Below are 15,526 nucleotides of genomic sequence, written 5' to 3'. Positions count from 1 at the left end.
ATGGATTAATCCATCACCTTTTAAAGTGGGTTTATTTGTTAAAAGCTTTATACTTTGGAAGACTATTCTCAAAGTGTAAAGAAGGATTACCTGAAATCAAAGGATTTAAATAGTCTAGGGCTTTTTCAGTTACATGATTTCCAGCCTCATTAATCCATTCACTTGGGAAATACTTAACTTTATTAGCAACTTTAGTAGTCTCTATAGGGAAAGTTGAGTATTCGTAAGGAGTGTTAGACTCTCTTTTTATAGCAACCATCATACCTGTTAAGCCCTCTAGAGCATACTTTAATGCATCATAGCCTACTTGGTAAGCTTCGTCAATATCAAGGTCAGAAGCTGAATGCATAGAGCATCTTTGAAGTATTCCAAGCTCTAATGCTTTAACTCTAGTTGTTATACCAGCATCAACAATGGTGGATTTTAAGTAATTTCCTACACCACCTAACTGAGCATGTCCAAAGTTATCATGTAAGCCAAGTGGGTTAATTTGAGCTAAAAAGTCACCTTGTTCATTTATTAAACCTTCGGATGCAACCACATAAACTCTGTTCTTTTCCTTAAAACGAGTGTTAACATCTTCTAGAAATTTTCCTACAACGAAAGGTTTTTCAGGTAAATATATAAAATCAGCAGCTGAAGAACCATTCTCTTTAGCTAAAGCAGCAGAAGCAGCTAGCCATCCAGTATCTCTTCCCATGGTTTCTAAAATGAATATTCCGTTATTCATATAAACAGAAGCATCATAATTTGTTTCTAAAACTGTAGTAGAGATAAACTTTGCAGCAGAACCAAATCCAGGGGTATGATCAGTATACATTAAATCATTATCTATAGTTTTAGGAATACCTATAAACTTTATATCTATATTATATTCTTTTCCATAGGCGCTTAATTTTGAAATTGTGTCCATAGAATCATTTCCACCTACGTAGAAAAAGGCCTTTATATCTAATTCTTTAAATATTTCCATTAATTTTTCATATTCTTCAAGGGATTCTGTGTGACTTTTTAATTTATATCTACAAGAACCTAAGCCAGAAGATGGGGTGTACTTAAATATATCTAATTTACTTTGTGATACATCACTTAAGTTAATAAATTTTTTATTTAAGATACCTTCAATTCCATGTAGTCCTCCATAAACAGTATCAAATGCATTTAAATTATGGTTTGCTTCAACTAAACCTACAACACTAGAATTTATTACTGACGTTGGTCCGCCAGATTGTGCAATAATACAATTAGCCATTTTTTCCTCCCTATATTAAATGGTATATCACTCTAAATGTGCTATACTATTTCTTTTAAATGTTATCCTATTATATGATATATGTATTATTATAATATGTCAAAGGAATTTTGTTGAAAAAACTCAGAATTTACATAGTTAATATAAGAAAAAGAGTTAAATGTGCTATACTATATAAATTTAATAGAAATTAAAAATATTAAAAATTTCGAGAATAATTATGTTAATGTGAAATATTATATAAAGATAGTATTAATGAGGAGATTAGACGGAAATGGAGAAGGTTTTAATTATTGCATTAGCTCTAGCAATGGATGCGTTTGGAGTTTCTCTTAGTATAGGTATAAATTGTGCAGTAAAAAGAAAAAATAAATTTTATTTTGCATTATCATTTGGAGTGTTTCAGTTTTTATTATCATTAATGGGAGCTGTAGGGGGATACTTCTTCAATAATTATGTAGCAGACATACCTAATATATTAGGAGGAGGGGTTATCGCTATAGTTGGTGTTATGATGATAAAGGAGGGAATGGAAAGTAAGGATGAGTGTATTTTATTAAATCCTAAAATGTATATAATATTAGGACTGTCTGTAAGTATAGATGCATTAGTAGTAGGATTCACAGCACTACATGATATAATAAATCCTGTGCTTATACTTATGGATACACTAGTTATAGGAGGGGTAACATTAATACTTTGTCTCTTTTCTTTTTACTTATCTAGATATGCTAAAAGGATAAGCTTTGTAGCTAAATATGCAGATTATTTAGGTGGAATAATATTAATGTTTTTTGGAATGAAAATGATGTTTAATATGTAATCATAATAATAAAAATTTGAATACAATGACATATACTTATGATATAATGAAAAGAAAAGTAACAATAGAGGGAACGTATGAATTGGGAGAATTTATTAAAAGATAAAAAAATAAAAGTTACTAGAGCTAGAATAGATATTTTAAAAATACTACAAGAATGCCAAAAAAGTATAACAGCAGAACATATCTACTCTATATTTTGTGAGCATAATAAAGATGTAAACATATCGACTATATATAGAAGTCTAGAATTATTTGAGGAAAAAAATATTGTAGACAAAGTGTTCCTTCCAGAAGGTGTTAATGGTTTTTCATTAAAGAAGGATGATCACAAACATAGATTAAAATGTGAAATTTGTAATAAGGAAATATTAGTTCATTGCCCATTTAAACAAATAGAAGAACTAATTAACTCAGAAGCAAATTTTAAGATAACAGATCATTCTATAACCCTAAAAGGAATATGTGAAGACTGTAATGATAAAAACAATAAAGGAAAACATAACTAAAGGCACAAAATTATTTTGTGCCTTTAACTATTATATAAGTACTTGTTGAGTATATATTGTATTTTTAAAATCATTTATAGTATAAAGATTAGCACAGCAGTCTTTAACGTTTATTATATGAGTAGAATAAGCTAAAGCTTTAGAAATATTATGTTCAACAGAAAGAATTGTAATCCCTTTTTCTTTATTCAAAGTTCTAAGTAGTTCATAAAGTTCTTGTTGAGTTTTAGCATCTAATCCTGAAGAAAGCTCATCTAGCGCAAGTAGTCCTGGATTACCTAATAAAGCTCTTCCTATAAAAATTCTTTGTTGCTGTCCTCCAGATAAGGAACCTATGAGACTATTTTTAAAAGCGGTCATATTAACATATCTTAAAACTTCATCTATGGCTTTATTATCTTTAATACCTAGAGTTTTAGCGTGAACTTTTAATAGTTCTTTTACAGTAATAGGGAAACTGCTATTAAAGCTGTCCATTCGCTGAGGAACATAACCTACAGAGTAATTAGAAGTATTTATAATACCTTTAATAGGTTTTAGTAGTCCTAATACTAACTTGAGTAAAGTAGTTTTTGCACTACCGTTTTCACCTATTATAGATAAAAATCCACCTTGGGGAATGTTAAGATTAACGTTATTTAATATATAAGGATCTTTTCCAGTATAAGAAAAGAAAAGTTCTTTAACTTCTAGCAAAATTTATCAGCTCCTGTATTTATAATTATATATTAAATTATATAACTAAATGCGAATTGTTTGCAACAATAAAAAGTTAATCCACGGAAGCAATATTTTCTAGTTTCCAATATTTTTTTTCAGTTTTAGATAAAGAGACTCGATAAGTTAAATATTTATGAGGTGATTTATCATCTAAACCTGAGGCAATAACAACAGCAGTTTTATCATCTGAATAAAGTACATTCATTTCCTTAACTCGTAGGAGCCTGTTATCTTTAGAGTAAGAGGATGTCATGTAGTAATCTATAGAATAATAGATGTCCTTGCATTTATTTCTTATATATAAAGCTTTAAATGTAACAAATAGAGTAATTAACATTATTGAAGTTATTAATATTTTTAATAATCTTCTTTGAAGTCTAATTTTTTTATATTTATGAAACTTATAAATCCTTTTTTTCTTTCTAAGTTTTTTTGAATATTTTCTTTGGACTTGAACTTGAGAATTTAACATAATATCCACCTCCTCTAAATATATTACCAAATAATGGAATAAAAATAAATGAATAAATCTTAAATATTCCAATAATTGTAAAATAAAAATACAGTTGTTGCATAGAAGTGGCAAAAAACAATATAATAGAATCATAACATTTGTGAAAGGTAGGTATTTGAAGATGGATTTTTCGGCATTAGTATTAATGGAAAAAGATAAAGATACAGGTCACCTTATAAAAGAGATAGGAAGTTATGCAGTTAATGAAGGTGCTGTGTATGTTAATAAACTATATGTAATAGATGGAGAAGTAAACTTATATTTTCAGGTAAATAAAGATGTAGAGGATTGGGAATACTCAGCAGTATATGATCTTTTTGATGTTGAGGCTTTTGAAACCTTAGGATATGACATTGAAGAAGTTGATGATGAGTTTAATCCAACTTGGATGATATCATTTCCTTTTGATGAGGAGCATGAAGAAGTAAGAGCTATATTAAATGAATTATGTACTTTAATTAAGGATAATATAGAAAAAGTTTTTGAAAATATACAAGATAAAAAAGCAGAATATGAAGAATAATAACTAAGAGGTGAAATTTATGAGTGAAACAAAAAAAGTTAAACTTAGAGAAGAAATTCCTAGTGAATATAAATGGAAAATAGAAAAGGTTTATGAAGATACCACAGCTTGGGAAAATAACTTCAAATCTTTAAAGGAAGAGGGAATTAAGCTTAAAGAGTTTTCTGGGAAGTTAACTACGGGAGAAAAGATATTAGAATATTTAAAGTTAAATGAAGTAATATCTAGAAAAGCAGAGAAATTATTAATTTATGCTCACTTAAGAAGTGATGAAAATACAGCTAATTCGGAGTTTCAAGTTTTAAAAGATAAGATAGATACATATCTTTCAGAACTTGGTAGCTATGGAGCTTTTTTTGTACCAGAGATATTAGAATTATCAGAAGAGTTTTTAATGGGAGAAATAAATAAAATCCCAGAACTAAAAGTATATGAGTTTTTATTTAAAGATATACTTAAGGAGAAACCACATACTCTTACAAAGGAAATGGAAGAGTTAATGGCTTCAGTTTCTGATTGTTTAGATGCGCCATATAATATCCACAATATGCTTACAAATGCAGATATGACCTTTGGAAACATAAAAGATGAGGATGGTCATGATGTTGAGTTAACAGAAGGTAACTATTCTTCTTTCGTTAGAAGTAAAAATAGAGAGGTAAGGGAAACTGCTTTTAAAACTTTATATACTTCATATAAAGGACTTCAAAATACTTTAGCAACAAGTTTAAGTGCATCCTTAAAAAACTTTATATTTGGTTCTAAAACTAGAAACTATAAAAATTCTCTAGAATATGCTCTAAAACCTAACGACATTCCATTAGAGGTTTATCATAATGCAATAAATACAATCAATAAGAACTTACCATTACTTCATAGATATATAGGACTTAAAAAGAAGTTACTTGGATTAGATGAAATGCATATGTATGATTTATATGTTCCTGCTATAGAGGTTCCAAAGGAACACATAGAATATAAGGCTGGAATAGATATAATATTAGAAGGATTAAAACCATTAGGTGAGGAATACTTAAGCATTTTTAAAGAAGGAATAAATAATGGCTGGATTGATGTATATGAGAATAAAGGAAAAAGAGGCGGAGCTTACTCTTGGGGTGCATATGATACAATGCCTTATGTACTTTTAAACTACAACTATGACATTAATGATGTATCAACTTTAGCTCATGAAATGGGTCACTCTATACATTCATATTATTCAAGAAAATATCAACCACACTTTTATTCCTCATATACAATTTTTTGTGCAGAGGTTGCTTCAACTACCAATGAAGCTTTATTAATACATCATCTTATAAACAAAGAAACTGATAAAAATAAAAAATTATATCTGATTAATCAAGAACTTGAGCAAATAAGAACAACAGTGTTTAGACAATTAATGTTTGGAGAATTTGAGCTTATAACGCATGAAAGTATAGAAAAAGGAGAACCTCTATCATCAGAAAGTCTTAATAAGATATGGTTAGATTTAAACAAGAAATACCACGGAGAGCATATGGTGGTTGACAATGAAATAGAAAGTGAATGGAGTAGAATTCCGCACTTCTATACTGACTTCTATGTATATCAATATGCTACAGGTTATGCAGCGGCATCTGCTTTTGCTAATTCTATACTAGATGGAGAAAAGGATGCAGTAGAAAAGTATATAGGCTTCTTAAAGAGCGGTGGATCAGATTATCCAATTAATATACTTAAAAAAGCTGGAGTTGATATGACTACACCAGAACCTATAGATGCTACTATGGAAAGATTTAAAGAATTATTAGATATGCTTGAAAATGAAATCAAATAAGAATTTTAGGTGCTGCATAATTTGCAGCACTTGTTTTTTATAAAAAATATCTATAAACTTAATTTAATGATAGAATGAGGTTAAGTAAAACAGTCTATAAGAAGTTGAAAGGAATTTATTAGATGAAGAATTTTGAAAAAAGATTATTTGATACTTTAGTAAACCAATATAATTTCTACATAAAAGAGATTGAAAATGAACACTTAAAGTGGGTAGCAAAATTAAAAATTGATAATGGGGAACTTGCTGTAGGAGTAGTAGATAAAACTTATAAGGATTTAGAAATAGCTGTAGAGGAAGGTTTTTTTATTAGGGTTATATATGGAAGTTATGATGGAGAACCTTTAAAACAAGGAGATATATACTTTTCTCCAGAAGAAAAAAGAGTAGTAGCTGCTTGGAATAATGAGACTCCATTTATACAGATGATAGATTCTATTTATAAAAAGACATCTCGAGATTCAGAAGATAAAAATTCTACTATAACCTTTGGACTTATAGCAATTAATGTTATAGTGTTTTTAATATCAGCTTATTTTTCAAAAAGTATAGTTAATATAGATTATAGTGTTCTTTATATAATGGGGGCCAAATTTAATTATGCAATATTAAACTATGGAGAGTATTGGAGACTTATAACATCAGCTTTTTTACATGGAGGGATTGTACACATAGCTGTGAATATGTATTCTCTATATTATGCTGGAAACCAAGTAAGTAGGATATATGGTAATAAAAAGTATCTACTTATGTATTTATTAAGTGCTGTAGGCGCCTCAACTTTATCTATGGTGAATAGCCAGTCACTTTCAGTAGGGGCTTCTGGTGCTATTTTTGGGTTGCTTGGAGCAATAGCTGCTTTTGCATTTAAAGAGAGAAGTAGAATAGGTAAAGGGTATTTAACGAATCTGATATCTGTTATAGCAACCAATCTAGTAATAGGATTTATGCTTCCAAATATAGATAACTTAGGACATTTAGGTGGATTAATTGTTGGTGTCTTATTAGGGTTTGCATTATATAAAAATCAAACAAGGAAGTAAAGAATTTAAGCACCAAAGAACTTAAGAAGCAAAGAACTTAAGTTCCGAAGAATTAAAGAATTCTCCTAAGAAGCATGCAAAGACTTGGTAGAAAAGTAAAAAATGCAGAAGAACTCTCTGTACAAAAATTCTTCTGCATTTTATTTAAGCCATAGCAACTAAATCATCGTAGTAAATAGTTTCTTCTTTTAGTAGCATTCTAGCTATCTTATCAAGCTGATCCATGTTTTCATTAAGTAAAAGTTTTGTATCCTCGTAAAGCTCTTCTAAAAGGGTTTTAGCTTCTTCAATTACTACATTTCCATAGGAAGTAGAAAGTGAACCTAAAGAGGACATTTTTAATAAGCCTAAGTTTTGTCCCATTCCATACTCAGATATCATAGACATAACTATCTCAGTTGATGAATTTAAATCTCCATATGCTCCTGTAGTAATATTATCTTTCCCAAAGATTAATTCTTCAGCAGCACGTCCAGCTAGTAAAACCATTATTTTATTTTTTAAATTTGTAATAGTTTGATAAGCTTTATCCTTAGGAACTGTTAAAGTATATCCTCCGGCACCTTTTGTGGTGGGGATAATAGTAACCTTTGATACCTTATCTTCAGGCGTTTTTAATAAAGAACAAAGAGCATGTCCAGCTTCGTGATAAGCTGTTATTTTTTTCTCTAAATCAGTTATATGAGATCTATTTTTTTTCTCATAACCTGCAATTACTATATCGTAAGCTGAATTTATATGCTCATTAGTTAAAAATTCTGTTTCTTCCTTTGCTGCTAATATAGCTGCTTCGTTAGTTAAACTTTCAAGTTTAGCACCAGAAAAATAAGCTGTTTTTTCAGCTATATCCTTAATATTTAAATCTTTATAAGGTTTATTTTTTAGATGTAGATTAAGTATATGCTCTCTGGCAGTTATATCTGGAAGAGAGACTTCTATATGTCTATCAAATCTTCCAGGTCTTAATAGTGCAGGATCTAATATATCTAATCTGTTCGTTGCAGCGATAACTACAATACCTTCTTTTTCAGTAAATCCAGACATCTCAGTTAATAAGGCGTTTAATGTTTGATCTCTTTCATCTGTACCAGAAGAGTTTTTAGAACCATCTCTTTTTTTACCGATAGCATCAATCTCATCTATAAATATTAAAGCTTTTCCTTTATCCCTTGCTTTTTTAAATACAGAACGTACTCTTGAAGCGCCCACACCTACATACATTTGCATAAAGTCTGAACCACTCATAGCATAAAAGGGAACATTACTTTCTCCAGCAACTGCTTTTGCAAGTAGTGTTTTACCTGTTCCGGGTTCACCATATAAAATGACTCCTTTAGGAATTCTAGCTCCATAACGTGCGTATTTGTCAGGGTTTTTTAGAAAATCTACCACATCTTGAAGACTTTCTTTAGCTTCATCGTTTCCAGCAACTTTTGAAAAATCATATTTTGTCTTCATATCAGTTGAAACATCTTCAGGAGAAAATGAAGATCCTATAGGTAATCTCTTAGTATTAACAGAATATAATACTATAAAAAGTATTGAAGCAACTAAAGTTAAAGCAGGGATAGTCTTAACCAAGGGGGTGCTACTTTGTCTTTTTACTATAACTCCGTTACTTAGAAGTTCTTCCTGAAAATCAGGGCTTTGAGGGTTAGTTGTTATATATTTTTCACCAGAGTTTAAAATTACAAGGATATTATCTGTGTTATTTAATTCAACTTTTTGAATATTTCTACTTTGAAAGTCTTCCTTAAAGTTTAAATAGGATTTTTTTTCATAAGAGTTAAAGCCTAAATCTACATATATAAGAGAAACTATAGAAAGTAAGGCTGTTATTAATGGTATTATAAGTATTTTCTTCTTTAGTTTATTCATAATTGCCCCCCAGTTTTTAGAATATTAACGATTATATACTTTAAATTATATATTTTTAATAGATATTGTCTAATGAATTACATAAGTTTTGGTAATGTAAGTTATGGATAATTGACCAAATATGAGTTATACTTAATTAAGTTAAAATGTGTAATTGTAGGGGGAACCATGAACATATCAGAAGTAAAAGTAAAACTTACAAAAGAGGATTTGTTAGATTTATTAAGAGAGGTAATTGATTTAAAAGGATTGATTATAAACTCAATAGAGCTAGATAATAAAATAGGAATAAAAGGTACATATAAAAAATTATTTAATATAAAATTTTCGATTTTCTTTAATATAGTGGAAGTAAGGGAGCAGGATTTAGTTATAAAGTTATCAGAATTAAAAGCTCTTGGAATTCCAGCAATAAAGCCAGTAAGAAAGTTGATCCTTAGAAAAATACTTACTGATTTTAAAAAGTTAGGAATCGAAGTTGAAAATGATACTGTAATTATACACTTAAATGAGTTAATTAAAGATTTTAAATTCTTAAGATTAGGTTCATTAAATATAGTTCAAGACAAAGATAGCTTAGCAGTAAATTTATATAACTCAAAAATTGAAGTAAAGAAGTTAATGGATAAAAGTCTTGTAGAGAAATCAGAAGTTATAGAGGAAATATCTGAAGTAAGAGAAGAAGTGAAAACTTTAGAAGAGACTGAGAAAATTGAAGAGAAAGTGGGGGTTGTTTCTACTGAAGTTATAGTAGAAAAGACAAAGGATTACTATAGTGAGGGAAGAGATTATGTAGAGAATAAGATTCCTGAAAGGTTTAAGTCTGTTGAGGATTACATATTATTAGTTCCAGATATACTTGCATTAATAGTAAGGCTTATGAAAGACAACAGAATTAATAATCAAACAAAGATAGCAGTTGCAGCATCAATTGGTTATATTGTTGTTCCTAAAGATATTATTTTTGATAAAATACCTATAGTGGGAAGTATAGATGATATGGCTGTAGTATTATTTGCATTAAATAAGTTAATAAATGATGTTCCACTAGAGATTATATTAGAGAATTGGGCAGGTAATGAAAAGAATATAATAGTTTTGAAAAATGCTTTAGAGTACGTAAAGAGATTTACTAAAGCAAATAACTTGGATAAATTTTATTCAGTAGTTGAGGCTTTGACTTAGTAAGGAGGATAAAATGGGAAAGTTTTATGCTGTAGCACAAGGTAAGAGTAATTTACCTCTTATTCTTGAGAGCTGGGATGAATGTAAAAAAGAAGTTATAGGGTGTAAAGGAGCTATTTATAAAAGTTTTGGAAATAGAAAAGAAGCAGAAAATTTCATAGCACTTCATCTAGGGGATAAGGTTGAGGGTGAAGAGCCTGAAAATGGAGTTTTGATATATGTTGATGGTAGCTTTATGGAAGCTAAAAATAATTATTCTTATGGATTAGTAGTTGTAAAAGATGGGGAAGTAATTCATAAGGATAAGGGTGTAGGTTATAAAAAAGAAGATATTTCTCTAAGAAATGTTGCGGGAGAAGTTATGGGTTCCATGAAGGCAGTTGAATATGCCATTAACAATGATTATAAGGAAATTACAATATGCTATGATTATCAAGGAATCGAGTGTTGGGCTAAAGGAACTTGGCAGAGGAATAAGGATTTAACTAAATATTATCATGAATTTATGAAAAAAAATATGCACCTTATTAATGTGTCGTTCAAAAAAATCAAAGGTCACAGTGGCGATAAATATAATGATTTAGCAGATAAACTTGCAAAGGAAGCACTAGATAATACAAACAATTAATCCAAAATTTTCAGTGAGTATTAAATTTATTACTGCATATACTATAATCGACAAAAAAAAATAAAATATTACAGTGAGGTGCAGTAGTATGGGAAAATTTGTGAGCGGAATAACTACAGGGGCAATAGTAGGAGCAGCTTTCGGTATGATGGTCCTACCACAACTAGATAGAAAAACACAAAAAGCTTTTAGAAAAGCTGGCAAAAAAGTCATGAATGCGGCAGGCGATACCTACGGAGACATGATGGGATGGATGAAATAGTTCGAGAGATTCTCTCGAACTTTTTTTTTGACAGAATTAAATCTTTTTCATAGAATTTTGTAGAAAATTTAAATTTTAACAGGTAATTTTTTTATAAAATATATTAAAAAATAAGGTTATATGGTATAATTTAAATAAATTTTTAGAATAAATTTAATATTTTCGTAATGCTATAGCAATGATATAAGAGAAGGAAGAGTGATTTATGGAAATTCTTTCATTAGGGGAAAAAATTAAAAGAAAAAGAAAAGAGTTAAATATGACTCTAAAAGATTTGGCAGGGGATAGAATAACTCCAGGACAGATATCTTTAGTTGAATCTGGGCGTTCAAATCCATCAATGGATCTTTTAGAATATTTAGCAGATGCTTTAAAAACCTCTGTAGAGTACTTAATGGAATCTGAGGAAACTCAAGCAGAGAAGATATGTATGTATTATGAGCAGGTAGCTGAAGCATATATACTATCTGGAGATTATTTTATGGGAGAGAAGTATATAGAAAATGGATTATACTATTCTGAAAAGTATAATCTTGAATATAGAAAAGCTAGAATATTATTTTTAACAGGCAAAATTCATATGTTGAAAGATGAACTGGTTGCAGCTCAACAATATTTCTTGTCTTCTAATGTAATCTTTATAAAAAATAATAATTTTGAAGAGGTAGTTAAGACATTTCTTTGTTTAGGAAAAATAACACTAAAGTTAAAAGCATACCATTCTACAAGCTCCTATTTAAAACAAGCAGAAAAAGTTTATATAGATAATAATATAGGTAATGATCAGTTGCTTGGAGAAATATATTATTATATGGCAAATTCGTTTTTTAAGACGGATAATATTAAGCAGTCAATAGATTACGCTTTTTTAGCTAAGGAAAAATTCCAAAAGATATATAACAAAAAAGATTATGCTAGAACACTTTTATTGCTTTCAGATGAATATAGTGAAAGTGGAGACCTTATTAATGCTATTAAATATTCTAAAAAAGCTTTAGAAGTATATCAAGAGTTAGAAGACATATCCAGTATAGCAGAAATAGAAAATAGCTTGGGAAGGCTATTTTATGAATTCGAAAATATTGAAGAATCCTTTATTCATTATAACTTGGCTAAAGGCATCAGACTTAGTAATAATGATGAGAAACTTGTTAATACACTTCTTAACATATGCGAAAACTATTTAAAGATAAAAGATGTGGAGAAATGTGAAGAGGGTATAAAAGAGATATATAAACATATTAGAGATGATGACCATGAAAATAGAATAGAATGTAATTTATTACAGTATAGAGTTAACTTAATTAAAGACATTCAAAATGAAGCTGAAAACATACTTATAGATACATATAAATATGCAATTAATAATGATTGCAATAAGAGAGCAGGACAAATTGCTATAATGTTAGGGAAATTCTATATGGATAGTAAAAGGGAAAAGGAAGCTGCTAAATATTTGGATTATGGGATTGATATATTTAATAGTATTGGGTTATTAAGAAATTAATGGCAGATGGGTGGTAAGTAATGGAGATACTTTCAACAGGAGAAAAAATAAAACGTGCTAGGATATATAAGGGGATTACCTTAAAGGAACTTTGCGGAGATAAAATATCTATATCAAAGATGAGTTGTATTGAGAATGAGAAGATAAAAGCAGAAATTGAAATCCTAGAATATGTTTCATCTAAACTCTTAATTGATGTAGATTATTTATTAAAAGATGTTAGGGAGCAGTTAATTTCTAATTTAGAATTATTGAAGGATGGTCTTTTCTCAGATAAGGACATAGAAAGTAAGATAAAGTATAATCTGGATTTTGCGCAAGCATATAAATATTATGATCTTGCTTTCGATTTAATGCACTTATTATTTAATTATTACTTGGAAGAAGGGAAATATGAAAATATACAAATAATAGTATCTCAATATTATTTCCTTCATCAAAATAATAAAAATTCTGAGAAAGTAATTGAGTATTTTTATGATATGGCTAAATATTTCTTTAATAACAAAGAGTATATGGAAGCTTTATCATACTATTCAAGGCTTAAAGAAATTCTAAAAGAGAATGGATTAAATGATAAAGGTGAATATGCATATGCACTTTACAGTGAAGGGTTATGCTACTATAAACTAAAAGATAATAATCAAGCTTTTGAAAATATGAAAGAAGTAGTTCAATATATAGATTATGTTGAAGACAATATAAGTAAAGGGAAAATATATAATCTGCTAGCAACACTTTGTATTAAATTAAGAAAACCAGAAGCAGGAGAGTTTATAGAAAAAGCTTATGAATATCAAAAGGATAATCCAGTTTATTTAGCTTTGTCTAAAGGTAATTATGGAGAATGTTATTTTGAAATAGGTGAAAAAGAGAAAGCTAAAGCTGAGTTTAATGAAGGTTTAAATATTTTTCCTAAATTCAACAAGGTTAGATATGTTGAATTTATGAATAATTTCATCAAGCTTTTTATAGAGAATGGTGAATATGATGAAGCTTATAAGGTTTCAGATGAATCTTTAAATTTAGCAATAGATTGTAATAATATAAGATTAATTGAGCAATCATATTACTTAAAGGGAAGTATTTTACAAAAGCAAGGTAAATATAAAGAAGCTGAAATGTATATGAATCTTTCTTTGGACTCATTATTTAAGTTTGGAAGTAAAGAAGAAAGATATAATAGATATATAGATATGGCAAATATGTATTATCATTTGGGAGATATAAGAGATGCATTAAAATATTTCTCATTAGCATTTGCATTAGAAAAAAATTTATAGAATATTTAAAAGGGAGCATATTAGGTGTACTGATTAGCTCCCTTTTGGGCAAGTATTAAAATATAAACGTTATAGAGAAGAGGAAGGAATTTGAATAAAAAGATGATGTTTTTAGTTGTGGCAGCAATGCTTATTGTGTATACATTACTGAACTATTACATAGGAATAAGAGGTTTAGAATTAGTAGGGATTTTTAATAAAGACATTAATAGGGTAATATATTGGGTTATATTTTACTTATTTGCTTTTAGTTACATTGTTAGTAAGCTTTTAGAGAGATATATGCCTAATAAGATTTCAGGGGTGTTTAATTATTTAGGTTCCTATTATATGGCTGTACTTTTATATTCAATTATAATAATTGTAATAGTAGATTTATTTAGGTTGGTTAATTGGAAATTTAATATTTTAGGAGTAAATGATACCTTTAAAACCTATATGGGGATAGTAATAGTTTGTATATTAGCCTTTGTACTTATATATGGAACTTGGAGTGGATCAAGTACAGTAATAAATAAATATACCTTAAGTGTTGATAAAACTGCAGGAGATATGAAAAAGTTAAATATAATAATGGCTTCAGATATACATATAGGAAGTGTAGGTTATAGAAATAGAATGGAGAAGTTAGTTGAATTAACTAATTCAGTTAAGCCAGATATTGTTTTATTAGCTGGAGATATTATAGATGACAGGGTAGAGCCCTTTATAGAAGGAAATGTTGGAGAATATTTTAAACAAATTGAAGCTCCATTAGGCATTTATGCTGTAACTGGTAATCACGAATATATAAGTGGAAAAGTTGATGAGTTTGTAAAAATTTTAGAAGAGAATAATGTTAAAGTTCTTAGAGATGATTATTCAGAGATTAAGGGAAGTTTTTATGTTGTTGGAAGAGATGATGTTTCTGGAGGAAGTTATCAGGAAACAAAGAGAAAAGATTTAAGTGACATAACAAAAAACATCAATAAAGACTTACCTATAATAGTTATGGATCATCAGCCGAAGTATCTTCAAGAGGCTGTAGATGCAGGGGTAGATTTGCAAGTATCAGGACATACTCATAGAGGACAGTTATCTCCTAGTAATCTAATAACTAAAAGATTATTTGAAATAGACTGGGGATATCTTAAAAAAGAAAATTTAAATGTTATAGTTTCATCAGGATTTGGAACTTGGGGGCCACCAATAAGGATTGGAAGTAGATCTGAATTAGTAAATATAATACTTGAATTTAAATCAAGTGAAACTTGATTCAGGTGGGGTTTGATCTCCATCTGAATCTTAGTTGAACTTATCTAGGGTCGTGCCACTGCTAACTCCCATTCACACAGCGTGTGGGAGTGGTACAGTGGCTAGACATCAGATAAAAAAAGCTTTAGCTGCATTAAGTGGCTAAAGCTTTTTTATAAAATATATAATTTAAGTTTAATTAATATCTTTTGCTAATTAAGTCAAAGGTTAATTGGAATAAACTTAACTTAGGACTAAATGAACTTAATTTAACTGATTTAAACATGTTTTTTAGTGTTTTCATAAATCCACACTCACTTTCTTACTTCTTGTATCTATTATAT

At 28.9% G+C, this 15,526-nt stretch carries 15 protein-coding genes; 11 read left to right on the top strand and 4 right to left on the bottom strand.

Going from position 1 to position 15,526, the window contains the following annotated elements; genetic code table 11:
- Positions 1-31: 31 nt before the first annotated feature.
- Positions 32-1,252, bottom strand: coding sequence for a 6-phosphofructokinase (locus L1S49_RS06270; RefSeq protein WP_021802954.1), 1,221 nt, complete (start codon positions 1,250-1,252; stop codon positions 32-34).
- Positions 1,253-1,526: 274 nt separating this feature from the next.
- On the opposite strand from L1S49_RS06270, the gene L1S49_RS06265 reads away from it, so the two are divergent.
- Positions 1,527-2,075: a manganese efflux pump MntP family protein gene (locus L1S49_RS06265; protein ID WP_073017963.1), complete on the top strand. Its 549-nt coding sequence runs from the start codon at positions 1,527-1,529 to the stop codon at positions 2,073-2,075.
- Positions 2,076-2,152: 77 nt separating this feature from the next.
- The gene (locus L1S49_RS06260) at positions 2,153-2,584 is read left to right on the top strand and encodes a Fur family transcriptional regulator (protein WP_238903139.1); all 432 of its coding nucleotides are present in this window, start codon (positions 2,153-2,155) and stop codon (positions 2,582-2,584) included.
- A gap of 30 nt (positions 2,585-2,614) precedes the next feature.
- Here the strand turns inward: L1S49_RS06260 and L1S49_RS06255 are convergent, their stop codons facing one another.
- Both L1S49_RS06255 and L1S49_RS06250 read right to left on the bottom strand, forming a co-directional pair.
- Positions 2,615-3,280: a metal ABC transporter ATP-binding protein gene (locus L1S49_RS06255; protein ID WP_073017958.1), complete on the bottom strand. Its 666-nt coding sequence runs from the start codon at positions 3,278-3,280 to the stop codon at positions 2,615-2,617.
- Positions 3,281-3,356: 76 nt separating this feature from the next.
- Positions 3,357-3,776: a hypothetical protein gene (locus L1S49_RS06250; protein WP_238903137.1), complete on the bottom strand. Its 420-nt coding sequence runs from the start codon at positions 3,774-3,776 to the stop codon at positions 3,357-3,359.
- 163 nt (positions 3,777-3,939) lie between these two features.
- Between L1S49_RS06250 and L1S49_RS06245 the strand changes: the two genes are divergently transcribed.
- The 3 genes from L1S49_RS06245 (at position 3,940) to L1S49_RS06235 (ending at position 7,206) form a co-directional block, all read left to right on the top strand.
- Positions 3,940-4,341 (top strand): DUF6762 family protein, encoded by a 402-nt coding sequence (locus L1S49_RS06245; RefSeq protein WP_073017955.1) that lies wholly within the window; start codon positions 3,940-3,942, stop codon positions 4,339-4,341.
- A 19-nt stretch (positions 4,342-4,360) separates the two neighbouring features.
- Positions 4,361-6,163, top strand: a complete 1,803-nt coding sequence (pepF, locus tag L1S49_RS06240) for an oligoendopeptidase F (RefSeq protein ID WP_238903136.1) — start codon at positions 4,361-4,363, stop codon at positions 6,161-6,163.
- Between the two features lie 122 nt (positions 6,164-6,285).
- Entirely contained in the window at positions 6,286-7,206 is a 921-nt protein-coding gene (locus L1S49_RS06235; RefSeq protein ID WP_073017953.1) for a rhomboid family intramembrane serine protease, read from the top strand.
- A 144-nt stretch (positions 7,207-7,350) separates the two neighbouring features.
- Here L1S49_RS06235 and L1S49_RS06230 read toward each other — a convergent pair whose 3' ends face one another.
- On the bottom strand, positions 7,351-9,084 hold the full coding sequence (locus L1S49_RS06230; RefSeq protein WP_073017952.1) for an AAA family ATPase: 1,734 nt from the start codon (positions 9,082-9,084) through the stop codon (positions 7,351-7,353).
- Between the two features lie 168 nt (positions 9,085-9,252).
- Here L1S49_RS06230 and L1S49_RS06225 point away from each other — a divergent pair, with 168 nt between their 5' ends.
- The 6 genes from L1S49_RS06225 to L1S49_RS06200 all read left to right on the top strand — a co-directional run bounded on the left by L1S49_RS06225 (position 9,253) and on the right by L1S49_RS06200 (position 15,203).
- Positions 9,253-10,269: a DUF1232 domain-containing protein gene (locus tag L1S49_RS06225; protein ID WP_238903134.1), complete on the top strand. Its 1,017-nt coding sequence runs from the start codon at positions 9,253-9,255 to the stop codon at positions 10,267-10,269.
- A gap of 13 nt (positions 10,270-10,282) precedes the next feature.
- The gene (locus L1S49_RS06220) at positions 10,283-10,897 is read left to right on the top strand and encodes a ribonuclease H family protein (protein ID WP_238903133.1); all 615 of its coding nucleotides are present in this window, start codon (positions 10,283-10,285) and stop codon (positions 10,895-10,897) included.
- Positions 10,898-10,985: 88 nt separating this feature from the next.
- The gene (locus tag L1S49_RS06215; RefSeq protein ID WP_021802943.1) at positions 10,986-11,159 is read left to right on the top strand and encodes a hypothetical protein; all 174 of its coding nucleotides are present in this window, start codon (positions 10,986-10,988) and stop codon (positions 11,157-11,159) included.
- Between the two features lie 205 nt (positions 11,160-11,364).
- Entirely contained in the window at positions 11,365-12,666 is a 1,302-nt protein-coding gene (locus L1S49_RS06210) for a helix-turn-helix transcriptional regulator (RefSeq protein WP_021802942.1), read from the top strand.
- A 20-nt stretch (positions 12,667-12,686) separates the two neighbouring features.
- Positions 12,687-13,949: a tetratricopeptide repeat protein gene (locus L1S49_RS06205; RefSeq protein WP_238903131.1), complete on the top strand. Its 1,263-nt coding sequence runs from the start codon at positions 12,687-12,689 to the stop codon at positions 13,947-13,949.
- A gap of 90 nt (positions 13,950-14,039) precedes the next feature.
- A complete protein-coding gene (locus L1S49_RS06200) occupies positions 14,040-15,203 on the top strand; it encodes a metallophosphoesterase (protein WP_238903129.1) in 1,164 nt (387 codons plus the stop codon).
- Positions 15,204-15,526: the final 323 nt, after the last annotated feature.

Source organism: Clostridium sp. YIM B02506, from assembly GCF_022324845.1.
Classification (GTDB): Bacteria; Bacillota; Clostridia; order Clostridiales; family Clostridiaceae; genus Clostridium_T; species Clostridium_T intestinale.
The sequence above is the reverse complement of the archived record's forward strand: the minus strand, read 5'-3'. Positions and strand labels throughout refer to the sequence as shown.

Excerpts from the sequence above, each read along its gene's own strand:
- L1S49_RS06270 (WP_021802954.1), bottom strand. The coding sequence starts at position 1,252 with ATGGCTAATTGTATTATTGCACAATCTGGCGGACCAACGTCAGTAATA.
- L1S49_RS06265 (WP_073017963.1), top strand. The coding sequence starts at position 1,527 with ATGGAGAAGGTTTTAATTATTGCATTAGCTCTAGCAATGGATGCGTTT.
- L1S49_RS06260 (WP_238903139.1), top strand. The coding sequence starts at position 2,153 with ATGAATTGGGAGAATTTATTAAAAGATAAAAAAATAAAAGTTACTAGA.
- L1S49_RS06250 (WP_238903137.1), bottom strand. The coding sequence starts at position 3,776 with ATGTTAAATTCTCAAGTTCAAGTCCAAAGAAAATATTCAAAAAAACTT.
- L1S49_RS06245 (WP_073017955.1), top strand. The coding sequence starts at position 3,940 with ATGGATTTTTCGGCATTAGTATTAATGGAAAAAGATAAAGATACAGGT.
- pepF (WP_238903136.1), top strand. The coding sequence starts at position 4,361 with ATGAGTGAAACAAAAAAAGTTAAACTTAGAGAAGAAATTCCTAGTGAA.
- L1S49_RS06235 (WP_073017953.1), top strand. The coding sequence starts at position 6,286 with ATGAAGAATTTTGAAAAAAGATTATTTGATACTTTAGTAAACCAATAT.
- L1S49_RS06230 (WP_073017952.1), bottom strand. The coding sequence starts at position 9,084 with ATGAATAAACTAAAGAAGAAAATACTTATAATACCATTAATAACAGCC.
- L1S49_RS06225 (WP_238903134.1), top strand. The coding sequence starts at position 9,253 with ATGAACATATCAGAAGTAAAAGTAAAACTTACAAAAGAGGATTTGTTA.
- L1S49_RS06220 (WP_238903133.1), top strand. The coding sequence starts at position 10,283 with ATGGGAAAGTTTTATGCTGTAGCACAAGGTAAGAGTAATTTACCTCTT.
- L1S49_RS06215 (WP_021802943.1), top strand. The coding sequence starts at position 10,986 with ATGGGAAAATTTGTGAGCGGAATAACTACAGGGGCAATAGTAGGAGCA.
- L1S49_RS06210 (WP_021802942.1), top strand. The coding sequence starts at position 11,365 with ATGGAAATTCTTTCATTAGGGGAAAAAATTAAAAGAAAAAGAAAAGAG.
- L1S49_RS06205 (WP_238903131.1), top strand. The coding sequence starts at position 12,687 with ATGGAGATACTTTCAACAGGAGAAAAAATAAAACGTGCTAGGATATAT.